This window comes from Mailhella massiliensis, assembly GCF_900155525.1.
Lineage (GTDB): Bacteria > Desulfobacterota > Desulfovibrionia > Desulfovibrionales > Desulfovibrionaceae > Mailhella > Mailhella massiliensis.
In genome coordinates this window covers 46,434-67,347 of record NZ_LT706937.1, presented here as the reverse complement: position 1 = coordinate 67,347, position 20,914 = coordinate 46,434, and the positions used below count along the sequence as shown (strand labels likewise).

The following is a 20,914-nucleotide window of genomic DNA, read 5'->3' as shown; positions in this document are numbered from 1 at the left end:
TTACCCTGCGAAAAAAAAGGAGAAAGTCATGCAGGCAAAGGAATGGGTGGAAAAGCTGGCCGAAAAGGCGGACATTCGCATCAACGGCGACAGGCCGTGGGATATTCAGGTACTCAACGAAGGTTTCTATGCACGCCTTCTGAAGCAGGGAACGCTGGGACTCGGCGAGTCCTACATGGACGGGTGGTGGGAATGCGAGGCCATGGATGCGATGTTCTGCCGGGCCATACGCGCGCATCTGGAAAGGCCGCTCGGCCATACATATCCCGCCTGGGCGACGAAGGCGTTTCATACCTTGTTCAATCTCCAGAGCCGTGCCCGGTCCTTCATGGTGGCGCGGGCGCATTACGATACCGATCCGGCGCTCTTTCGTGCCATGCTCGGTCCCACCATGCAGTACAGCTGCGCCTGCTGGCAGGATGTGAAGGCCACGGGGCCGGAGACTCTCGACGAGGCGCAGCGGGCCAAAATGGAGATGATATGCCGCAAGCTTTCGCTGGAGCCGGGCATGACGGTGCTCGACATAGGCTGCGGCTGGGGAACGCTGGCCCTGCATATGGCGCAGGAACACGGCGTGCGGGTGACGGGCGTGACCGTTTCCCGCGGGCAGCTTGCCTTTGCCCAGGATGCGGCGGCCTCTTCCGGCGCGGATGTGGAATATCGCCTCATGGATTACCGCAGCCTGCGCGGCACATGGGACAGGGTGGTTTCCGTGGGCATGTTCGAACATGTGGGAAGGCGCAATTACGGCATATTCATGGACACGGTAAGAAACTCGCTGAAGGCCGGCGGGCTTTTTCTGCTGCACAGCATAGGCTGCAACGGCGCTCTCGGTGCGGGAGCGGGGGCCGACCCGTGGCTGACGCGCTACATCTTCCCCAACGGCATACTGCCTTCTCCCTCAACGCTGGTGAACGCTCTGGAGCACGACTTCGTCATGGAGGACTGGCAGAACTTCGGCGTGGATTACGACCGGACGCTCATGGCGTGGCATGACAATGTTGAGCGCGGCTTCCGTGACGGGGCTTTTTCCTGTACGGAACGGATACGCCGCATGTACCGGTACTATCTTCTTTCCTGCGCCGGGGCGTTCCGTGCCCGGAGCATACAGCTCTGGCAGCTTGTGCTCAGTCCCGAAGGGCTGCCCGACGGGTACTGCCGCAAGGTACGGGGCTAGTTTTCCCTGCGCGGTCAGGCCTTCCGCGTTCTGAAAAAGGGGCGTTCCGGCCGCGGCGTACGCGGCACGCGCCAGGTTCTGCGAAGATATGCTCTGCGGCTTTCCGGGGGATTAAACGCCGTTCCCCGCACGGGAATGATTCCGGTGCGGGGAACGGCGTTTTTTCCTGCGGCGCACGCCGCCGGAAAACGGTACCGGGCTGAAGGGGATTCAGGCCTTGAGCCACTTCAGCCAGAGCTGACGGCTGCGCGGGCCGTCGCCTTCAAAAAGCCATACGGCCTGCCATGTGCCGAGGCACATGCTGCCTTCCTCCACAATGAGCTGCAGGGAGGAACCGAAAAGGCTGGCCTTGATGTGGGCGTCGGCGTTGCCTTCGCTGTGGCGGAAATGGTCGTCCTGCGGGATGCGCGTGTGGAAAAAGCGCGTGATGTCGCCCGCCACGTCGGGGTCGAAGCCTTCATTCACGGTGAGTCCGCAGGTGGTGTGCGGGCAGAAGACCACAAGAACGCCGTCTTCCCAGCCGTGTTCGGCAACGGCCTTGCGGAGAAGGGGGGTGACGTCGATCATTTCCTCCCGGGAACGGGTGCATACGGAAAGCTTTTCCATGGTCAGGCCTTTTTGCGGCAGTCGGAGCAGACGCCGTAAAGCACCATGTGGTGCGAGGTGGGAATGAAGCCGTGCACGCGGCAGACCTTTTCCTGAAGTTCTTCAATGGCGTCGTTGATGAATTCTATTTTTCTGCCGCATTTTTCACAGACCAGATGGTCGTGATGATGCATTCCCAGGGGTTCGTAGCGCACCATGCCTTCCTCGAAGTTCACGGCCGAGGCTATGCCCGCCTCGCAGAGCAGCTTGAGGGTGCGGTACACCGTAACCTGCCCGACGGTGTTGTCCCTGCTGCGGACCAGCAGAAAAAGCTCTTCCATGGACACATGGTCGTCGGCGTTGAGAAAGGCCTCCAGAATCTTCAGCCTCTGAGGCGTGACGCGAAGGCCTTTCTGCTTGAGATATTCGGAAAATTTATGCTCCACTTCCGCAAAATTTTTTTCCATAGAAGATTCCTCTGAGGGTATAGAGTTTCCCAGAGATACTCATTTAATCCGTTCCGGTCAATGGACCGGAGCGTCCGGCCCTGCCGGCAGGCAGAAACTGCAGAGATCTAGCGCAGGCCGTTCCAGGCTCGGTCGTCCAGCACGCGCAGCCATACCGCGTCGGGCGCGAACATGACGGAACCGTGCGCGTCGGAAAGCCAGAGCGCCCCCCAGTCCTTGCCGGGAGCAAAGGTGAGGGTGCAGCCGTTGGCGAAATGCAGGCGAAGCTGTTCCCGTTCCTGCCCGTCGTCCCAGGTGCGGGTGCTGGATACGTCCGCCAGCGGCTGCCCGATGACGGAGGAGAACACGGCGCTCAGATCGCGCGGATACACGGCGTCGGCTTCGAGCACCTTGTCGGGCAGGCGGCCGTCCATCATGCGCAGGCTGCCCCGCCGTGGAAACCGAGTTCCACGCGCACGGCGCCGAAATCGAGGGCAAAGGGCTCGTCGCCGGAAACGTACACCTCGCGCCAGCCCTGCACATGGGGATTTCTTTCGCCTATGGCGTACAGACGGTTCAGGGAACGGATGCGCCGGAGCGGCGCGCCGATGAGGTGCGCGGAGGCAAAGGCACGACGCAGTTCGTCACTTCCGCCGGGGGCGAAGGGGGCTTCGGCCGCGGCGGTGGGAGAGGGCGCTTCACCGTCGTTTCCGGCGGCAGGCAGTTCTTCCTCTTCCCCGGGGAAACCGCTTTCTCCGGCGTCGGCCGGGAGGTCCCTCCCGGATTCTTCTTCCTCCGTTTCGGGCAGGGAACGCAGGTTCTCTTCCGGGGCGGGAGCGGAGGGCATGTCCGCGTCGAGACGGGGTTCTTCCTTTATGCAGGGCGTGTCCGTCCTGTTTTCCTCATGGCCGGGTTCTTCCTGCGGCAGGGGCGCCTCGGCATGTTTTTCGCGCATGGCCGAGGGCGCGGTGAGGCGCGGAGTGAAGGGCAGGCCGCCTTCCCTCAGCGATTGCAGCAGAAAAAGCCGTACGGCCGTGGGCAGATCCAGCCCCAGTTCGTGAAAGAGCGCGTCGGCCTTTGCGGCCAGTTCCGGGTCAAGGTTCAGTATATCGGGCATGAAGGGCCTCGCTTTCAGGTTGTCGGAGGTCATTATTGCCCCGGAGCCGGTTGAAATCAAGCACTTGCCGCACTTTTGCGCTTTGCGTATGGTGGGAAGGCCTGTCCGCCCGTATCGGGCGGCGGGAGAAGCCGAAAAGGCCTGACGAGGTACCGTATGAAACTGGCCGTGGTGGGGTCTCGCGATTTTCAGGATTACGCATGGCTGGAGCACTGCCTGCTGCGCGTGTTCCGCGTGGAGGAGCTTGAAGCCGTCATTTCCGGCGGCGCGCGCGGGGCGGACGGCCTTGCGGCACGCTTTGCCGCGGCCCATCAGCTTCCCCTCGTCGTGATTCCCGCAGACTGGAAGCGCTACGGCAGAAAGGCGGGCCCCATACGCAACACGGAAATCGTGGCGCGGGCCGATGCCGTTGCCGCCTTCTGGGACGGCAAATCCCCGGGCACGCGGGATACCATCACCAAGGCGCGCAATGCAGGGCTGCGCGTGGAGGTGTTCTTCTGCGGCAGGGGAAGCGCCGAGGGCGGCGTCATGCCCCTTCTCTGACGGGTATTTCCTCCGCGAGAATATCGAAGAAGGGATGGCGGCTCCAGTCCCGCCGGTTGCCCACCACATAAAGCAGGGAACGTGCGCGGGTGAGGGCCACGTTCAGGATGTTGGGCGTGCGCGAGGCCCACTGCCTGCTGCCCCATCCGGCCTGGCCCGGAGCGGAACCGAGCACAAGGAACACGATGTCGGCCTCCTTGCCCTGAAAGGTATGTATGGTGCCGCAGCGTACCTTTTCTTCGGGAAATCCCATGCTTCTGAGCAGCAGGCGGCAGTGCCGCGCCACCGTGCGGAAAGGCGAAATGACGAAGACTCCGGCCTCGCGCGGGCCGTTTTTTCCTTCCGCCTCCGGCCATTGCCGCTGAAGCGCAAGCAGCAGTTTTCTCAGGCAGGCGAGTTCTTCGGGCACAAGCTGCGTATCGGCCATGCTGCCTTCCACATGGAACCAGCAGCTTCCGTCCAAGGGAGATTCCAGAGCAGGGGCGCTTCGCCCGGCCTGCACCATCTGCCCGCCGTAGGCGATGCGGTTGGAAATGCCGAACATGGGTTCGGCGCAGCGGTGATGCGCGCGCAGAGGATAGCCCGTCCACATGGGGCGGCCCGTATTGTCCACCCATGTCCCCAGAAGGGATGCCCTGTCGGCCAGGGTCTGCACGGAAGAGCCTTCCGGCGACCAGCGTTCAAGGTGCAGACCGTTTTGTTCCTGCCGGGCGCGGAGCGTGGCCAGAAGCGCTGCCGGTTGCGGCACCACGGGTTCTATCTGCTGAGGATCGCCGATGACGGCGGCCTTTTCCGCCCGCCACAGCGCGCCGGCGGCGCTTTGCGGCGTCGCCTGCCCGGCTTCGTCCAGAATCACCCAGTCCAGCGAAGCCTGCCCCATACCCGAGAAAAGGCGGCTGAACGAGGCCAGTGTGGAGGAAACCACGGGTACCATGAAGAAGAGACAGTTCCAGAGCTCTTTGGCCGCGCCGGTCTCCACGGGAGCGCCGCGCAGGTAGCGGGCGACGGCGTTCACGTTGGCCAGGCTTTCCCTCGCGCAGGCCTTGATGGTCCATTCATGCAGACGCAGCGCCTGCAGAAAGAGGCGGGAACGAAGCCTTTCCAGCGTTTCGTCGTTCCACACGCTTTTGAGCTGCCACTTCGGGTCGCGCCAGAACTCCCGGCAGGGAAAGCGGAGCGTTCCGGTACGGCTCCGGCTTTTCGTCATTTCCTCCTGCGCCTTGCGCGCAAGTTCCTCCAGCGCTTCCAGCCGCGAGGCAAGTTCCCGTGCCGCCGTATCCTCCTCGCGGGAACAGGCGCGCAGGATGCGGCTTTCCTCCATGAGCGCCATGAAGCTGCCGAGCAGGGGAGAGGACGGCTCTTCTTCCGCAGGCGCGTTTTCCGCAAGTTTTTCCAGAAAGTTCCTGCGCCGTTCAAGTTCCGCAAAGGTGGCGAGAAAATTTTTTTTCGCCTTCTGCCAGGCTTCGCGTGCCTGCTGTTTGCCTTCATAGCTGCGGAACGGTTCCAGAACATCCTTCATGCCCGGGAACATGATGTTCTTTTCCGTATCCCGGAAGCCCCATACGAAGGCGCGGGCGAACTGCTCGCAGTTCCATGCCGAACCGAGCACCGCGGCGACAAGGCCCCATGCGGGAGCGGGGAGCTGATCGTCGTTTGTCGGAGCAATGGCCGCGTTCACGGCTGCGGCCACCTCGGAAAAGTACCCCGCTTCGGGAAAGTCCGCGCGGGAAAGAGCGTCTTCCGAAGGCAGAAAGCGCGTGATGTTTTCCACGGCGGCGTTGTTGCAGCCGGTGACCGCCATGCAGGTGCCGTGCATGAGCGAGGCGCGGGGCGGGTATATTTCTCCTGAAGAGGAGAAGGCTTCGAAGGGCTGGTTCAGCCTTGCAAGCCGCAGGGCGCGTTGTACCACAAGTTCCGCCGCTATTTCGCATACAAGGCGCGTCTTGCCCGTGCCGGGAGGTCCGTTCACCGCCGTGAGCTGGCCGTTCAGAATTTCCGTGAGCGCCCCGAGCTGCTCGGGCAGCAGGTGCTGCGGGACGGGGAAGGGCCAGCGTCCCATGGGGAGGCGTTCCATCGACATGGCCTTTTCCCGTGCCTGCGCGGCCTCCTCGCCCGAAGCGAGCACGTCGCAGCGGGGCCTGTCTTCCGCTCCTTCCAGATATCGGGCGAAAACGCCGCGGAACCCCTGGCCGGAGATGCCGAGCAGGTGATCGAGGTCGGAAAGATAGAAGGAGTTGAGCAGGTCGTTCTGCACGTCGTCCATGCGGCGGCCCCTGGGATCGGGCCGGAAATATACGGAACGCACCACGATGTGCTCTTCCTCTCCTTCCGTGTTCATCATGGAGAAAAGGCGCCGTATCTCCTCGTGTATCCGGGGGCCGCGGAAGGCTTCTTCCTGCGCGCCGCTTCGGCGGTCGAAGTCGGACTGCATCTTCAGCATGTCTTCCTGAAGTCGGTCGAGGCTTTTGCCCGCAATGCTGCGGGCAAGGGCGGGCACGAAGGAGGCGGGCATGAAGCTTTCCGGCACGGGAAAGCCCGTGCCGTCCAGAACGACGGCGGCAAGGCATCCTTCCCCCGTGCCGGGTTCTTCGGCCCTTTCGGGGCGGCAGCCCGTTTTTTCCAGAATAAGGTCGGAAATACGGTGGCGGGGCAGCACGCCGAGGTACACGATATGCCATGCGGCGCAGAATCCGGCGGGCAGGGGGCGCAGCCAGGGCAGCTCTCCGCCTTCCGCACCGGAAAAGGGAGCGGGGGAAAGCGTGGTTTTTTCTTCCGCGTCGCGCACGGCGCTCCATGCGGGGAGCGAGGCCGATACGGTTTCCCAGCGCCGGGCCTGCGTGACGGGAGGGCGGCAGGAGCGGGGCACTTCCGGGATGAGGAAGGCTTCCGCGTCGCGCCAGAAACGGAGTATGGCCGCGTTCCGGCGGCGCAGGGCATCCTGCCGGGCCTTTTCCCCGGCGTCGGCGGCGCGTTCCGCACGAAGAAGCACTTCATCGTTTTGTTCAGGCTCCTTTTCGTGCATCATGGCCAGCGCGCGGGAAACCAGGTCTCCCCCTGCTGGGGCGTTCTGCCGCGGCAGAGGGGCGGCTTTGCGGGGCGTTCCCGGCCGGGCGGAAGGCTCTGCCTTGCGCGCGTTTTTTTTCTGCAGCGCGGAAGGTTCCGGGCATTCGCCCGTATCGGCCATGGCCAGAAAGGAGGCGGCGAGTCTGCGTACGCCGTGATGGGGAAAGCGCACCACCACCTTGCCGTCCTCGGCCTGAAGCACCTCCCCCTGTCCCCACTGGGGCACGGAAGGATTGATGACCTTGTCGCCGACGTTGAATTTCATGCCTTGCCCCTCTCCAGAGCTTTTTTTGTCTTTTTTGTGGGAATGGCGGAAAGGGGATCTTCCGGCCAGGGATGCCTGGGATAGCGGCCCCTCATTTCGGCGCGCACGGAGGCATAGGCTCCGCGCCAGAATCCGGCGAGGTCGCGCGTGACCTGAAGGGGGCGTCCCGCCGGAGAAAGCAGATGCACGGTAAGCGGGCAGCGGCCTCCGCATACGGCGGGACTCTGCTGCTGGCCGAACATTTCCTGAAGCTTGACGGCAAGCACGGGCCCGGATTCGGGCAGATAGTCGATGCGGACCACGGAGCCGGAAGGTACCTCGATATGCGTGGGGGCTTCGCGCTCAAGCCTTCTTGCCGAAGCATGGTCGAGCATGGCGTGCAGAGCCCTGTCCAGCGGAATGCCGGAAAACTGGGAACGCCGGGTTATGCCCGCAAGCCAGCCGCTGAGCCAGGATGCTCCGGGGTGCAGTTCCATGTCGGCCATGAGAGCCGCATCGCTCACGTCGGGCCAGGCGTCGCCTTCCATGCGGCGCAGAAGCATGACCCTTGCCTGCCACTGGCGCAGCTCTTCCGTCCACGGCAGGCAGGTGGGACCGAGACGCAGGAGGGCCTTTTCCACGCATTCCAGCACTTTGTCCTCGGGGAAATCCTTCCCCTTCAGGGGAGTTTCCGTAAGAACGAGGCTTCCCAGAAGAGTGCGCCTTGCGGCCAGAACGGCCTGCGTTTTCTCATCCCACAATACGGTGTCTTCTTCCTTCAGAAGGTGCCCGTGCAGGAGTTCCAGCGTTTCGCGCGGGAGGGGCGCGGCAAGATGGATGCGGCCCGTGCCCTGAGCCCCGCCGTCCATGGCGGCAACGGCGAGAAAAGGCGCGTCGGCCAGCGTGTCTTCCGGCGGAAGTTCCGCCCCCCGGCCCGAGGCGAGGCGGAAGACGCCGCGTTCCCGGCGCATGGCCATGCGTTCGGGCCATGCCAGGGAAAGCATGGCTCCCGCGCTTTCCTCATCGGCAAGAACATCGTTGAGAGAAAGGGTTCCCTTGCCTCCGGCAAGGGCGAAGAGCTGTTCCGCACTCCGGCGCAGGCGGCCGTTTCGGCGAAGTTCCGCAAGGCGCGGGCGTATGTCGCAGCCCGGGCCGGAGCTGCGTTCCTCCACAAGAGCGGCCAGCGCTGCGGCCAGAGGAAGATGTTCGCCCGCAAGAAGCGCCATATGCGCAAGGCGGGGATGCAGCGGCAGGCGGACAAGTTCCCTGCCGTGCGGGGAAAGGCGGGGCCTGCCGTCTTTCCAGACGAGAGCCTCCAGCATGTCCAGCGTATGAAGCGCCCGGGAAACCGATGCTTCGGAAGGCATGGTGAGAAGCGGCAGATCCTGCGGCATGGCCCCCCAGGCGAGAAGGTCGAGCAGAAAGGGGGTAAGATCCGCATCCAGAATTTCCGGCCGCCTCATGGGCAGGAGGCTTTCTCCTTCATGCCAGAGACGCAGACAGACGCCGGGCTCCACGCGGCCTGCACGGCCTGCGCGCTGATCGGCGGCATCCTGCGTGACGCGGTATGTGACAAGGGCGCTCATGCCCGTAGAGGGAGAAAAGCGCGCCGTGCGGGCAAGGCCCGAATCCACCACGACGCGTACCCCTTCAATGGTGAGACTCGTTTCCGCAATGGATGTGGCGAGCACCACCTTGCGCCTGCCCGGCGCCGCGGGAGCAATGGCCCTGTCCTGCTCGGCGGCGGAAAGGTCGCCGTAGAGGGGGTGAAGCGAAACGTCCGGGGGGAGGGAGTTCAGCATTTCCGCCGTGCGGCGGATTTCTCCCTGTCCGGGCAGAAAAACGAGGACGGAACCCTTCTCCTCCGCAAGAACCCTGCGCACGGCGGAGGCGGTATGGGCAAGCAGCGCTTCGCGGCCGGAAAAGGAACCGGCGGGGCCGGTCCCCGCAGGGCAGGGCAGGTAGCGTATGTCCACGGGCCAGAGCCTGCCCTCGGCCTGAACCACGGGGCAGGGATCAAGCCTTGCGGAAAGCTCCCCGCCATCCAGCGTGGCGGACATGACCAGAATCTTCAGATCGGGTCTGAGTGCTTCCTGAGCTTCCAGGCAGAGGGCAAGACCCGTGTCGGCCTGAAGGGAACGCTCATGAAATTCATCGAAAATGACGCAGGACGCGCCGGAAAGTTCCGGGTCGGCGGTGAGGCGGCGGGTAAGGATGCCCTCGGTGATGACCTCCACCCGGGTGGAGCGGCCCACGCGGCTTTCCAGCCGGACGCGGTAGCCTACATGCGCGCCTGTTTCCTCCCCCAGAAGCGAGGCCATGTACCGGGCCGAGGAGCGTGCCGCAATACGGCGGGGGTCCAGCATGAGAATGGTGCCTTCCATGTGCTCCATGAGAAAGAGCGGCACGCGCGTGGTTTTGCCGGAGCCGGGTGGGGCGGTGAGCAGGGCGCGGCCGTGGGTGTTCAGGGCCTCCAGCAGGCCGGGAAGGGCGGATTCGACGGGCATGTTCATGAATGTGTTCCTGCGCCGTTGCGGCGGAATGCGCGCTGAGAGAACGAAGAGCGCGTCTGCTCCGAAGGAGCGTGTATGATATCGTGGACGACGGGGGAGAATGTAGCGGGAAGCGGGGAAAAAGAAAAGGCGCGGCCGTGGGGCCGCGCCTTTTATCGAACGGTATGCTCAGGCCGATCAGGCTTCGCGCTTCTTGGTGAGCACGGGGAGCGCTTCACGCACGAGGAAGACGGCGAGAATGAACAGGATGGCGGCAAGGCCGGCCTGCAGGTAGGCGGCGAAGAGGTCGCCCTGACCGGAGGCGATGACAAGGAGCTTGTCCTTGAAGGTAAGGGCCAGAGAGGTGAGCGTCACGAGGATCATGAACACCATGGGGAAGATGAACATCCTGTGATTGCGGGCTGCGTTCTTGAGCCAGGCGGCCACGGCCAGCAGGGCGAGACCGGCGAGGAGCTGGTTGGAAGCACCGAACAGCGGCCACACCTTGGACCAGCCGCCCATGCCGAAGGCGATGCCCACGATGACGGTGAAGCCGGTGGCGAAGTACTTGTTGCAGAGCACCTTGCGGAAGTCGGTGACGTTTTCGGGGGTTTCGCCGGGGTTCAGCCAGAATTCGGCGAACATGTAGCGGGCGAGGCGGGTGGCGGTGTCGAGGGAGGTCAGGCAGAAGGCGGACACGGACAGAATGAGCAGGCCGTAGGCGGTCTTCTGGGCCTCGGGGCTGGAGAAGCCCACCACGGCCAGCATTTCGGAGATGCCGCGCGCAAAGACGGCGGTAGGGGGCATCTTGAAGGCGTCCGCTCCGGCCTGAGAGTAGATGTAGCCGATGGTGATGAGCGAAATGATGGCCAGGACGCATTCCACGAGCATGGCGCCGTAACCGATGATCTTGGCGTTCTTTTCGCTGTTGAGCTGCTTGGAGGTCGTGCCGGAGGAGATGAGGGAGTGGAAGCCCGAGATGGCGCCGCAGGCGATGGTGACGAACAGCACGGGGAAGAGGTACTGGCCGTTCACTTCAAAGCCGACGAAGGCGGGCAGGCTCAGCGTGGGGTTGGCGGCGAACACGCCCACCACGGCCGCGATGATCATGGCATAGAGCAGGAAGGAGCTCAGGTAGTCGCGCGGCTGGAGCAGAATCCACACCGGGGTGACGGAGGCCACGAGAATGTAGACGCCGATGATGAACATCCAGGTGGTGCCGGAAAGATAGATGGGGCACTTGAGGCCTATGACGATGCAGGCCACGAGCACGATGATGCCCACCACGGTGCACACGGAAAGGGGCAGGTTCTTGCGGTACACGCAGAAGCCGAATACCACGGCCATGAGGATGAACAGCATGGAAATGGTGGCGGTGGAACCGTTGGCCTCGATGAGGGCGCCGTTGGGGCCGAAGCCGTTGAAGGTGCCCGCCACGATGGAGGCGAAGGCCGCGATGACGAGCAGCAGGGCGAGGTAGGCGAACACGATGAACAGGCGCTTGGCGCGCACGCCGATGTTCTGGGAAATGACTTCGCCGATGGATTCGCCCTTGTGGCGGATGGAGGCGAAGAGCGCGCCGTAGTCATGCACGGCGCCGAAGAAGATGCCGCCTATGATGATCCACAGGAAGCAGGGCAGCCAGCCGAAGAACGCGGCCTGGATGGGGCCGTTGATGGGACCGGCGCCGGCGATGGAAGAAAAGTGATGGCCGAAGAGCACGGGGGTTTTGGCGGGAACGTAGTCCACCCCGTCATGCATGGTATGGGCGGGGGTGGGTTTCGTCTCATCCACGCCCCACTGCTTCGAGAGCCACGCGCCGTAAAACACGTAGCCCGCGAAAAGACATGCGAAGCCGATAAGAAGAATGACAACGGAACTCAATTTAATTCCTCCTCAATTGAGTTAGCACTTTTCCAGATTTCCGCGTATGAATGCCGCCAGTTCCCGGCCCGCCCCGTTGACCGCAACGGCCCCCGTGGCAAGATTCACGGCGGCGGCGCGATAGTCCATCCAGCCGTGCAGGGAAAACAGGAAGTCCTTGTGGTGCCGCGACCTCCGCACGGCCCCGGCAGCCTCCTCCGTCATGCCGTCGCAGACGAAGATGGCGGTGATGAAGGACGACCGGTGTTCGATGTGAGGGCGGATATGACGCATACCAAGCTCGAGAGCCTTCCCCCGGCAGGCGTCGTAAAGTTCCGCACTCAGCTCGGGAACAGAGAAAACATACACGAATTCATGGGATTCCGCACGCCAGAGCCGGATTTTCCGCGAGAGGACGAAACACTCGTCGGCGGAGTGGAAGGCGTAACAGGCGGCAAGCAGGGGAGCGTCCGCCTCAACGGGCCGTTCATCGAAATAAACGGTGTAGGCATCGTTGAGTTTGGCAAGCATGGCTGATCTGCTGACGGGCATTCCCGCATCCTCCTGGTACGTTTTCCCTTGAACGGCGGGTTCAGGGCGTCGCGCGGCCTGCAGGGCGGAGGCCCTTGCAGAAGCCGTTCCGGCGGCGTTTTCCGGCTACCATATTCAGGGGTGGCACGGCCTCATTACGCTATCACGGCCCAAAGTGGAGATACAAGAAAAAATTATATTGTGAAAAAAGAAATTAGAATGGGTACTTCTGGGAAAGGCACGCGCAAGGAGCGGTCAGGATTCTTCCGGCGGCAGAGCAGCGATTTCAGGTGTACAGGAATGTGGAGGGAACAGTACCTTTTTTCCGCCTTTCCTTTCCGCGAAACATCTTTCATGCGACAATAAAGAAAAGATTTTTTCCCTTCTTTGCTTTAAAGAGTATCCGTTTCGTATTTTTCATGGAGGTTTGAAGAGAAAACTTGTTTAAATGTCTGCGCGGTGCATCCTGAAAGAGCGATTGTCGCACTTTTCCCGGAAAAGATGCGGGAGACTGCGGAAAAGATGCTGCAAACGTGAAAGTTGGAACATGATTTTCGCAGGGCTTCCCTCAGCCTTTTCAGGTGCGGGGACGGAGTTTTCTCCTCTGGGGGAGCGAGGAGGATGCGACCGCCTGCAGAAGCATGGGGAGAGCCGTTGCGGGGAGCGTGCAGGGAGTTGCAGAAAAAACGGAGAGCGGCGTTTGCGCCCTGCGGAGGGCATGAAAAAGCGCGGCCGGAGCCGCGCTTTTTCATCGGATGCTGTTACGGGTCATCAGGCTTTGGCGAGACCGGCAAGGAAGGCCTGCGCTTCTTCCTGCATCTTCTGGAAGTGTTCTTCACCCTTGAAGTCTTCCATGTAGAGCTTGTAGATGGGTTCCGTACCGGAAGGACGGACGGCGAACCAGCCGTCGTCGGTGACGATCTTCAGGCCGCCGAAGGGAGCGTTGTTGCCCGGAGCTTTGGTGAGCACGGCCTTGACCGGGGAACCGGCCAGTTCCTTCATGTGCACGTCGTCGGGAGAGATGGTCTTGAAGGCGGCCTTCATTTCCGGCGTCATGGGCGAGTCGATGCGGCGGTATACGGGCGCGCCGAACTTTTCTTCCAGTTCATGGTAGAGCTCGGCGGGGTTTCTGCCGGTTTTGGCCGTGATTTCGGCGGCCAGCAGGCAGAGAATGAGCCCGTCCTTGTCGGTGCTCCAGGGCAGACGGTCGGCCCGCAGGAAGGAAGCCCCCGCGCTTTCCTCGCAGCCGAGGCAGCAGGTGCCGGAGTGCAGGCCGGGCACGAACCACTTGAAGCCCACCGGAACTTCCATGACGTTGCGGCCGTGGGATTCGGCCACTCGGTTGAGCATGGAGCTGGTCACCACGGTCTTGCCGATGGCCGCGTCCTGACGCCAGGCCTTGCGGAATCCGTCCTTGCTGTCGCGGATGAGGAAGTCCACCACCACGGAGAGGTAGTGGTTGGGGTTCATGAGTCCTTCGGGCGTGACGATGCCGTGACGGTCGGAATCCGGGTCGCAGGCAAAGGCGATGTCGAAACGGTCCTTCAGCTTGAGCAGTTCGGCCATGGCGTAGGGGGAAGAGCAGTCCATGCGGATCTTGCCGTCGTGGTCGAGGGGCATGAAGCGGAAGGTGGGGTCGTACTGGTTGTTGGTGTTTTCGATGCTCAGGCCGTACTTCTCCGCGATGGGCGCCCAGTAGGCCAGGCTTGCTCCGCCCAGGGGGTTCACGCCGAGCTTGAGGCCGGCTTTGGCGATGGCTGCAAAGTCGATGACGTTGCGCAGGTCGTCCACATACGCGGCCACATAGTCGTGATCCTGCACCAGGCCGGAGCGCAGAGCCTTGTACAGGCTGATGCGCTTCACGTCCCTGTTGCCGTCTTCCAGAAGCTGGTTGGCGCGGTCCTGAATGCGGGCGGTGAGACCGGTATCCGCCGGACCGCCGTGGGGCGGGTTGTACTTGAAGCCGCCGTCCTGCGGAGGATTGTGGGAAGGCGTGATGACGATGCCGTCCGCCGTGGCCGTGGACTGGCGGTTCCAGCTGAGAATGGCATGGGAAATGGCGGGCGTGGGCGTATAGCCGTGGCCCGTCTGCACCATGGTGACCACGCCGTTGGCGGCCAGCACTTCAAGAGCGGTGCGCCATGCAGGTTCGGAAAGGGCGTGCGTGTCCTTGCCGAGGAAGAGAGGACCGGTAATGCCCTCGGCCTTGCGTACGTCGCACACGGCCTGCGTCACGGCGAGAATGTGGGCTTCATTGAAGCTGGTGCGCAGGGAGGAACCGCGATGCCCGGACGTGCCGAAGCTCACGGCCTGCTCCGCCACATCCGGGGAGGGCTCGCAGGTGTAGTAGGAGGAAATGAGAACGGGAATGTCGGTAAGCTGGTCGGGGCGGGGGAGTTTACCCGCCTGAGGGTCAAGAGCCATGGCAAGTCTCCAGAATGGACATGAGGTGACGAAATGCGTTGTGTTGCAGGTTACGCCAAAAAACGGGGCTTGTTAATACGGCAGGCGGCCCTTTGCGCGGAGCTTTTCCTCTTTTCTCGGCACGGGCGGCAAGGCCGGTCCCCCGCACGGAAGCGGATGCGGCCCCGCTCTCCCCGGCAGAGTCAGCGGGGATGTTCCAGCGCCCAGACATGGATGCGGCCTTCGCGTTCCCTTGCATCGGGCAGCAGGCGCAGAAGCAGTCTGTGGAAGGCGGGGCCGTGGTTCATCTGTCTGAGGTGGCACAGTTCATGACAGATGACGTAGTCGACGAGGGGCAGCGGCAGGGCGATGAGCTGCGCGGCGAGGGTGATGTCGCCCCGGACGGTGCAGCTCCCCCAGCGCCGTTTCAGAGAGCGTACCGTGAGGGATGCCGGGGCGGCTTCGTCTCCGAGAAGGAGGCGGGCGCGCTGCTCCATGCGCGCGAGACGGCGGCCGAGCATGTGTTTTGCCGCAGTCAGCCGCCAGAGGCGGAAGGCTTTTTCCACGGCGCTGACGTCGTTTTCCCGTCCTGGGGGAAGCGGAAGATGCAGTTGTCTGCCCGCGAGGCGCGCCGGGACATGTTTTCCGGCAGGCATGAGGCGGATCGTGAAGGGCCTGCCTAGGTAGAAGATGATGCCGCCTTCGCAAAATTCGGAAGGCGCGCCCCTGTGGGCGGCGAAAAAGTCCTGCTTGGCCCGCACCCAGTCAAGGCGCGCATGGAGAAAGGAGAAGACTTCCTTCAGCGCAAGGCGTGAAGGCGCCTTCACCCGTACCGAGCCGTCGGCCTTCACGGCGATGCGCAGGGTGCGGCATCCGTCGCGCTGAAAAAGAAAGCTCAGGTCCGTGCCGGGCAGAACGAGAGTTTTTTCTTCCCGGATTCGTCGGGAATCGCTTTTCCGGGAGCGGCATACACGGTTCAGCATAGCCACCTGCGGCTGGAGGGCAGAAGAAGGCAGGCGCAGCTTGCCAGCATGAGGGCGGAAAGCGCGGCCGCAGCCGCAAGTTCCGCGGCGCCTGCCCCGGGCAGGGCGTGCATCATGTCCAGCAGGGAGATGAGGCAGCAGCCGCCCCATGCGGGAACGAACCCCGCGTTGCCGCATACGGAGAGAACGTGTCTGAGCGCCAGGTAGCGCCATGCCGCGCCGAGCATGTCCAGTCTTCCGGCATGGGCAAGAGGCCCGCCTGCGTGGGGAAAGAAGAAGGGATGCACAATCAGCGTAAGAACAAGCAGCAGCGAAAGCACCCCGAAAAGACGCATGGCGGAAGGCCGCGGCGTTTGCGGGCCGGGCCGGGGCAGAAGAAAGGCGCCGATTTTATAGGAAATGTAGAGCAGAGGGCAGGAAAAGAGCGGGGTGAGGTTGGCTGCGGCCAGGGGAACGAGCATGGCCGGAATGTTCAGCCACTGGAAGAGGGGGCGCGCCGCTGCAAGAAAGAACAGCGCGAAAAGGGAAAAGGAGAAAAGCACGGCCCGGCCCGTTTCCCGCGAGATGTCCCGCAGCGGACGCGAGCGGTCGGGCCAGGCGTGCAGGGCGGGCGGCAGCACCAGCGAAAGGGCAAGGATGAGGGCAAAGACAAGCCAGCCCGGCTGCGGAACGAGGCAGTCGGCCAGAGAAAGAAAATCGGCGCAGATGAGAATGAGCCATCCCGCAACGGGGATGGCTGTGAGCGTAAGCGCGAAAAGGGCGAAGAAGCGCGGCAGGAGGCTCATTCTTCAGCGGCGAGCCTCTTGAGCAGATCCTCCATGCCCACAACACCCACGATACGCCCGTTTTCCTCCACGGGCAGCGTGTAGTAACGCTGCTCCACCATGAGCGTGGCTATTTCTTCCACCGAAGTGTCGGGCGTGATGGCGTGCGGTTCGGAACTCATGACTTCGCCCACGGTGCTCGCGGCCATACGGCGCAGCTCGCGGGAGAACTTGCCCGGCATCTGCATGGGAATGGCTCCGCCGAGCAGCAGAAAGTAGCCCGGAGTTTCCAGCTTTTTGTCCAGAGAAATGAGGTCGGACTGCGTGAGCATACCGATGAGCCGGCCTTCTTCCACAACAGGCAGGCCGTTGAAATGCCCGTCGAGCAGGAGTCTTGCCGCGTCGCGCAGCGTGGTGTCGCGCGTGACGGTAACGGGGTTGGTGGTCATGATATCGGCGGCAGTCTTCATGTTTTCCTCCGGCGTGGAAGGTTCATAGCGGTCTGAATCGACCCTGCATCCATTAAAAGAGGAAGCGGCGGGACTGTCAAGAGCGGCGGAAGAATGCCGAGCCTTTCCGCCTGCGGAAGAGAAGGGGGAAGCGGAGCGTATCGTGGTTGCTTCTGCGGGGAACAGGAGCATTCCGTTTTCCTGTATCCCCGCAGAGGGGTTATCCGGGCAGAACCTCATTGACGCACGAGAGCGCGTTCAGCGTACGGGGAAATCCGATGCAGGGAAGTATGAGCGTAAGCGCATTCACCAGATCCTGCCTGGTGTTGCCCACGTTCGCGTTGCCCTGCACATGACTTTTCACCTGCGACTCGCAGCCGCCGAGAGCGCTGATGATGCAGAAGGTGACCAGTTCCCGCTTTTTCAGGTCGAGTCCTCCGCGGGTGTAGATGTCGCCGAAGCAGAAGGCGGAAAGCCGGTCCACCATGATGCGTCTCTCGTCTTTCGGCGTTGCGCTATGCATCCGGTCGATGGCATCCCCGAAAATGGATTTCTGCACCGCAAGTCCGCGGGAAAAGCGGTTTTCCTCCGTTACCGCGGCACAGCTTTCCACGGGCAGGGAAACGCCGGAGGCAAGAAGCGCCTCGTTCACGGGACGAAGGGCGGCTTCCGTTCGGGGAAAGCCGATGTAGGGGACGCACTGATACAGGGTTTCCTTGATTTCCACAGGCGTCGCCCCGGCCCGGAGGGCTTCCTCCGTGATGCGCTTCATGTCTCCGGTCGTCTGAAGGGCGGCAAGCACGGCCATGGTGAGAAGACAGGAGGTTTTTGCATCCGGGAAGCTTTCCGCGTCTTCCCGCGCAAGACGCGCACGCATGGCTGCAAGGTCGGGATCGGTCTTTTCCAGAGCAGGGAATGTTTCCCCAAGGTACGGTTCTTCAATGGGCTGGTTCATCACATCTCTCCGTTTTTTTGCGTCCGCCCGTGCGATACGGCAGCGTGGGAACAGGCGGGAAAGTCATGTTTTTCCGATACGTCGTGCTGACTTGCGGGGTATCTCTGTCGGGAAGGACCGGACGTAAAAGACAAGGTTTCCGTCTTCCGGGCCGGGCGCACGAACGCTTCCGAGCGCAGCATAGGACGGGAGCTTCTGGTAAGGTAGATACGTTTCCTTCTTATTCTTGCCTGATTCTGCCGTTGCCGGTGAAAGCGGGAAGAGCGTTTTCCCCTGCCGGTGAACAGGGGCCGTCAAGCCAGTGCAAAGCGATGTGCGGCTGGGGACATGCGGGAATGCCTGTCCGCGCATTTTTGCCGGACTGGGCCCTGCGCATTGCCGTTTGCCGTCCATATGGGGAAAAAAGAGCGGAAAAGAGGAGCGCGGGGAAAAAGGCTGTTAATTTTTTATTTTTTAATATATGGAAATAATTGAATATTTAATTTTTTTTCAAAAAAAGGGCAAAAAAATGCCGTTTTGCCCCTTTTCAACTTCGAAAGCGGGCTTATTTATGCTTCGTCACCGGGAGCGATAATGCTCCGGGGTTTTCAGCGCCGCTTTTTCGCACAGCCTTCCGGTTTCCCGGAACGGTGCTGGAGAATTTACGATAACAAAAATTTTTTGGGAGGATATGGGTAATGAAACCCCTGAATGATCGTGTGCTCGTGAAACGCCTTGAATCTGAAGAAAAGACCGCCGGCGGCCTTTTCATTCCCGATGCCGCCAAGGAAAAGCCCTCCAAGGGTGAAGTCGTGGCCTGCGGCCCCGGCAAGCTGAACGAGAAGGGTGAACGTGTCGCCATGGAAGTGAAGCCCGGCGACGTCGTGCTCTTCGCCAAGTATGCCGGTACCGAAATCAAGGTCAACGGCGCCGATCACATCATCATGCGCGAAGAAGATATCCTCGCCATCCTCGACTAACTTCCTCGATCACTTCCTCTATTTTTCTCAGGAGAACATATCATGTCTGCTAAAGAGATTCTCTTCGACGCCAAGGCCCGCGAACGTCTGGCCCTTGGCGTGGACAAGCTTGCCAACGCCGTGAAGGTGACCCTCGGCCCCAAGGGCCGCAACGTGCTCATTGAAAAGGCCTACGGCGCTCCCGTCATCACCAAGGACGGCGTGACCGTCGCCAAGGAAGTCGAACTGGAAGACAAGTTCGAAAACATGGGCGCCCAGCTCGTCCGCGAAGTGGCCTCCAAGACCAACGACGCCGCCGGCGACGGTACCACCACCGCCACCGTTCTGGCTCAGGCCATCTACCGTGAAGGCGTGAAGCTCGTGGCCGCCGGCCGCAACCCCATGCCCATCAAGCGCGGCATCGACAAGGCCGTGGCCGCCATCACCGCTGAGCTCGGCAACATTGCCAAGCCCACCCGCGACCAGAAGGAAATCGCCCAGGTCGGCACCATTTCCGCCAACTCCGACGCCACCATCGGCAACATCATTGCCGAAGCCATGAGCAAGGTCGGCAAGGAAGGCGTCATCACCGTGGAAGAAGCCAAGGGCCTCGAAACCACGCTGGAAACCGTGGAAGGTATGCAGTTCGACCGCGGCTACCTCTCCCCCTATTTCGTCACCGACGCCGAAAAGCTGGTGTGCGAGCTTGAGAACCCCTTCATCCTTCTGCAGGAAAAGAAGATCTCCGGCATGAAGGAAATGCTGCCCGTCCTCGAACAGGTGGCCAAGATGAACCGTCCTCTGCTTATCATCGCCGAAGATGTGGAAGGCGAAGCCCTTGCCACCCTCGTGGTGAACAAGCTGCGCGGCACCCTGCAGGTTGCGGCCGTCAAGGCTCCCGGCTTCGGTGACCGCCGCAAGGCCATGCTCCAGGATATCGCCATCCTCACCGGCGGCACCGTGGCTTCCGAAGAAATGGGCGTGAAGCTTGAAAACTTCACCCTCGCCAACCTCGGCACCGCCAAGCGCGTGCGCATCGACAAGGACAACACCACCATCGTCGACGGCGCCGGCGAATCCGCCGACATCAAGGCCCGCGTCGCTCAGATCCGTGCCCAGATCGCCGAAGCCACTTCCGACTACGACCGTGAAAAGCTCCAGGAACGTCTGGCCAAGCTGGTCGGCGGCGTTGCCGTGATCAAGGTCGGTGCCGCCACCGAAACCGAAATGAAGGAAAAGAAGGACCGCGTCGAGGACGCCCTCAACGCCACCCGCGCCGCCGTTGCCGAAGGCATCGTGCCTGGCGGCGGCACCGCCTACATCCGCTGCATCCCCGCTCTTGACGACATCGAGGCTTCCGAAGAAGAAATGGCCGGTGTGAACATCATCCGCCGCGCCGTGGAAGAACCTCTGCGTCAGATTGCCGCCAACGCCGGTTTCGAAGGCTCCGTAGTGGTGGAAAAGGTGCGCGAAGGCAAGGACGGCTTCGGCTTCAACGCCGCTACCGGCGAATATGAAGACCTTCTGGCTGCTGGTATCATCGACCCCAAGCAGGTTTCCCGTTTCGCGCTTCAGCACGCCTCTTCCGTGGCCGCCCTGCTGCTGACCACCGAATGCGCCATTGCTGAACTGCCCAAGCCCGAGCCTGCGGCTCCCGCTGCTCCCATGGGCGGCGGCATGGGCGGCATGTACTAAAAAGTGCCCGGCGGGCATCTGCCCGCCGATGCCTGATAACAAGGGGGATCGCGCAAGCGGTTCCCCTTTTTTCGCAGAAGAGCCTGTGATGAGAAGCGGTGCAGGCCGGGAACTTTGTTCCGGTTACGGGAAAATCTGTTCCTGCGCTGCGGACGTCCCTTCCCGCGTTTCACGGCGGACGCTCAGGGACTGTCCTTTCTTCGCGTCCGCAAGGCCACAGGAGAGCAATCCATGACGGAACACGACGAACAGGGCCGCGCCGTGGTGGAGCCGGAACTTGTCACCGATGAGAAATACCGGCGCGCCTATTCCGAAGAGGCGTTTCACACCAAGCTGCTGCGCTTTGCCGGAACTCTGGGCAAGGAAGGCCTGCGTTCCGCACTGATTCTTTACTATACCCTCCGGCGCAGGGATCTGCCGGGAAAGACGCGAGCCATCATTCTCGGCGCGCTGGGGTATTTCATTCTTCCGGCCGACATCATCCCCGACATCATTCCCGCTTTCGGTTTTACCGACGATATAGGCATACTGGCGGCGGCGCTTGCCGCCGTGGCCGCCTATGTGGACGACGAGGCCCGGGCCCGGGCCGATGCCGCCCTTGAGCGCTGGCTGGCGAAGGCGGAGAAGGTTCTTCGCGGTTAGACTTTTCTGTTTTTCCTCCATGCC

General features: G+C 62.3%; 18 protein-coding genes. 5 read left to right on the top strand and 13 right to left on the bottom strand.

Annotated elements, in window-relative coordinates:
* Window positions 1-28 precede the first annotated feature (28 nt).
* Window positions 29-1,177: a cyclopropane fatty acyl phospholipid synthase gene (cfa, locus tag CZ345_RS00845; protein WP_077071310.1), complete on the top strand. Its 1,149-nt coding sequence runs from the start codon at window positions 29-31 to the stop codon at window positions 1,175-1,177.
* 210 nt (window positions 1,178-1,387) lie between these two features.
* On the opposite strand, the gene CZ345_RS00840 is transcribed toward cfa, so the two are convergent.
* From CZ345_RS00840 to CZ345_RS16430, 4 genes are all read right to left on the bottom strand, one after another.
* Window positions 1,388-1,783, bottom strand: a complete 396-nt coding sequence (locus CZ345_RS00840; RefSeq protein ID WP_077071309.1) for a secondary thiamine-phosphate synthase enzyme YjbQ — start codon at window positions 1,781-1,783, stop codon at window positions 1,388-1,390.
* Window positions 1,784-1,785: 2 nt separating this feature from the next.
* Window positions 1,786-2,229 carry a Fur family transcriptional regulator gene (locus tag CZ345_RS00835; RefSeq protein WP_077071308.1) on the bottom strand — a complete coding sequence of 148 codons (444 nt, stop codon included), beginning with the start codon at window positions 2,227-2,229 and terminating at the stop codon, window positions 1,786-1,788.
* A 107-nt stretch (window positions 2,230-2,336) separates the two neighbouring features.
* Window positions 2,337-2,645 (bottom strand): hypothetical protein, encoded by a 309-nt coding sequence (locus CZ345_RS00830; RefSeq protein WP_077071307.1) that lies wholly within the window; start codon window positions 2,643-2,645, stop codon window positions 2,337-2,339.
* Window positions 2,642-3,325 carry a type II toxin-antitoxin system RelB/DinJ family antitoxin gene (locus CZ345_RS16430; protein ID WP_144277193.1) on the bottom strand — a complete coding sequence of 228 codons (684 nt, stop codon included), beginning with the start codon at window positions 3,323-3,325 and terminating at the stop codon, window positions 2,642-2,644. Before CZ345_RS16430 ends, CZ345_RS00830 begins: the two co-directional genes overlap by 4 nt.
* Window positions 3,326-3,481: 156 nt before the next feature.
* On the opposite strand from CZ345_RS16430, the gene CZ345_RS00820 reads away from it, so the two are divergent.
* Window positions 3,482-3,868, top strand: coding sequence for a DUF2493 domain-containing protein (locus tag CZ345_RS00820; RefSeq protein WP_077071305.1), 387 nt, complete (start codon window positions 3,482-3,484; stop codon window positions 3,866-3,868).
* Here CZ345_RS00820 and CZ345_RS00815 read toward each other — a convergent pair.
* From CZ345_RS00815 to CZ345_RS00775, 9 genes are all read right to left on the bottom strand, one after another.
* Window positions 3,852-7,196 (bottom strand): DUF3553 domain-containing protein, encoded by a 3,345-nt coding sequence (locus tag CZ345_RS00815; protein WP_077071304.1) that lies wholly within the window; start codon window positions 7,194-7,196, stop codon window positions 3,852-3,854. The genes CZ345_RS00820 and CZ345_RS00815 overlap by 17 nt on opposite strands.
* Complete coding sequence (hrpB, locus tag CZ345_RS00810) at window positions 7,193-9,688, bottom strand: ATP-dependent helicase HrpB (RefSeq protein ID WP_144277192.1); 2,496 nt, start codon at window positions 9,686-9,688, stop codon at window positions 7,193-7,195. The genes CZ345_RS00815 and hrpB overlap by 4 nt, the downstream gene beginning before the upstream one ends.
* 177 nt (window positions 9,689-9,865) lie before the next feature.
* Window positions 9,866-11,551: a carbon starvation CstA family protein gene (locus tag CZ345_RS00805; RefSeq protein ID WP_077071302.1), complete on the bottom strand. Its 1,686-nt coding sequence runs from the start codon at window positions 11,549-11,551 to the stop codon at window positions 9,866-9,868.
* A 21-nt stretch (window positions 11,552-11,572) separates the two neighbouring features.
* Window positions 11,573-12,082, bottom strand: a complete 510-nt coding sequence (locus CZ345_RS00800) for a DUF8052 family protein (protein WP_144277191.1) — start codon at window positions 12,080-12,082, stop codon at window positions 11,573-11,575.
* A 750-nt stretch (window positions 12,083-12,832) separates the two neighbouring features.
* On the bottom strand, window positions 12,833-14,485 hold the full coding sequence (gene pgm, locus CZ345_RS00795) for a phosphoglucomutase (alpha-D-glucose-1,6-bisphosphate-dependent) (RefSeq protein ID WP_077071300.1): 1,653 nt from the start codon (window positions 14,483-14,485) through the stop codon (window positions 12,833-12,835).
* A 182-nt stretch (window positions 14,486-14,667) separates the two neighbouring features.
* Window positions 14,668-15,447: a M48 family metallopeptidase gene (locus CZ345_RS00790; protein WP_077071299.1), complete on the bottom strand. Its 780-nt coding sequence runs from the start codon at window positions 15,445-15,447 to the stop codon at window positions 14,668-14,670.
* Window positions 15,441-16,232, bottom strand: coding sequence for a hypothetical protein (locus tag CZ345_RS16965; RefSeq protein ID WP_077071298.1), 792 nt, complete (start codon window positions 16,230-16,232; stop codon window positions 15,441-15,443). Before CZ345_RS16965 ends, CZ345_RS00790 begins: the two co-directional genes overlap by 7 nt.
* Window positions 16,229-16,681: a CBS domain-containing protein gene (locus tag CZ345_RS00780; RefSeq protein WP_077071414.1), complete on the bottom strand. Its 453-nt coding sequence runs from the start codon at window positions 16,679-16,681 to the stop codon at window positions 16,229-16,231. The genes CZ345_RS16965 and CZ345_RS00780 overlap by 4 nt, the downstream gene beginning before the upstream one ends.
* A gap of 199 nt (window positions 16,682-16,880) precedes the next feature.
* Window positions 16,881-17,615, bottom strand: a complete 735-nt coding sequence (locus CZ345_RS00775; protein ID WP_077071297.1) for a carboxymuconolactone decarboxylase family protein — start codon at window positions 17,613-17,615, stop codon at window positions 16,881-16,883.
* 677 nt (window positions 17,616-18,292) lie between these two features.
* On the opposite strand from CZ345_RS00775, the gene groES reads away from it, so the two are divergent.
* From groES to CZ345_RS00760, 3 genes are all read left to right on the top strand, one after another.
* Window positions 18,293-18,574: a co-chaperone GroES gene (gene groES / locus CZ345_RS00770; protein ID WP_077071296.1), complete on the top strand. Its 282-nt coding sequence runs from the start codon at window positions 18,293-18,295 to the stop codon at window positions 18,572-18,574.
* Between the two features lie 42 nt (window positions 18,575-18,616).
* Window positions 18,617-20,248, top strand: a complete 1,632-nt coding sequence (gene groL, locus CZ345_RS00765; protein WP_077071295.1) for a chaperonin GroEL — start codon at window positions 18,617-18,619, stop codon at window positions 20,246-20,248.
* A 231-nt stretch (window positions 20,249-20,479) separates the two neighbouring features.
* Window positions 20,480-20,890 (top strand): YkvA family protein, encoded by a 411-nt coding sequence (locus tag CZ345_RS00760; protein ID WP_077071294.1) that lies wholly within the window; start codon window positions 20,480-20,482, stop codon window positions 20,888-20,890.
* The last annotated feature ends 24 nt before the right edge of the window (window positions 20,891-20,914 follow it).

Excerpts from the sequence above, each read along its gene's own strand:
- cfa (WP_077071310.1), top strand. The coding sequence starts at position 29 with ATGCAGGCAAAGGAATGGGTGGAAAAGCTGGCCGAAAAGGCGGACATT.
- CZ345_RS00840 (WP_077071309.1), bottom strand. The coding sequence starts at position 1,783 with ATGGAAAAGCTTTCCGTATGCACCCGTTCCCGGGAGGAAATGATCGAC.
- CZ345_RS00835 (WP_077071308.1), bottom strand. The coding sequence starts at position 2,229 with ATGGAAAAAAATTTTGCGGAAGTGGAGCATAAATTTTCCGAATATCTC.
- CZ345_RS00830 (WP_077071307.1), bottom strand. The coding sequence starts at position 2,645 with ATGATGGACGGCCGCCTGCCCGACAAGGTGCTCGAAGCCGACGCCGTG.
- CZ345_RS16430 (WP_144277193.1), bottom strand. The coding sequence starts at position 3,325 with ATGCCCGATATACTGAACCTTGACCCGGAACTGGCCGCAAAGGCCGAC.
- CZ345_RS00820 (WP_077071305.1), top strand. The coding sequence starts at position 3,482 with ATGAAACTGGCCGTGGTGGGGTCTCGCGATTTTCAGGATTACGCATGG.
- CZ345_RS00815 (WP_077071304.1), bottom strand. The coding sequence starts at position 7,196 with ATGAAATTCAACGTCGGCGACAAGGTCATCAATCCTTCCGTGCCCCAG.
- hrpB (WP_144277192.1), bottom strand. The coding sequence starts at position 9,688 with ATGAACATGCCCGTCGAATCCGCCCTTCCCGGCCTGCTGGAGGCCCTG.
- CZ345_RS00800 (WP_144277191.1), bottom strand. The coding sequence starts at position 12,082 with ATGCCCGTCAGCAGATCAGCCATGCTTGCCAAACTCAACGATGCCTAC.
- pgm (WP_077071300.1), bottom strand. The coding sequence starts at position 14,485 with ATGGCTCTTGACCCTCAGGCGGGTAAACTCCCCCGCCCCGACCAGCTT.
- CZ345_RS00790 (WP_077071299.1), bottom strand. The coding sequence starts at position 15,447 with ATGCTGAACCGTGTATGCCGCTCCCGGAAAAGCGATTCCCGACGAATC.
- CZ345_RS16965 (WP_077071298.1), bottom strand. The coding sequence starts at position 16,232 with ATGAGCCTCCTGCCGCGCTTCTTCGCCCTTTTCGCGCTTACGCTCACA.
- CZ345_RS00780 (WP_077071414.1), bottom strand. The coding sequence starts at position 16,681 with ATGAAGACTGCCGCCGATATCATGACCACCAACCCCGTTACCGTCACG.
- CZ345_RS00775 (WP_077071297.1), bottom strand. The coding sequence starts at position 17,615 with ATGAACCAGCCCATTGAAGAACCGTACCTTGGGGAAACATTCCCTGCT.
- groES (WP_077071296.1), top strand. The coding sequence starts at position 18,293 with ATGAAACCCCTGAATGATCGTGTGCTCGTGAAACGCCTTGAATCTGAA.
- groL (WP_077071295.1), top strand. The coding sequence starts at position 18,617 with ATGTCTGCTAAAGAGATTCTCTTCGACGCCAAGGCCCGCGAACGTCTG.
- CZ345_RS00760 (WP_077071294.1), top strand. The coding sequence starts at position 20,480 with ATGACGGAACACGACGAACAGGGCCGCGCCGTGGTGGAGCCGGAACTT.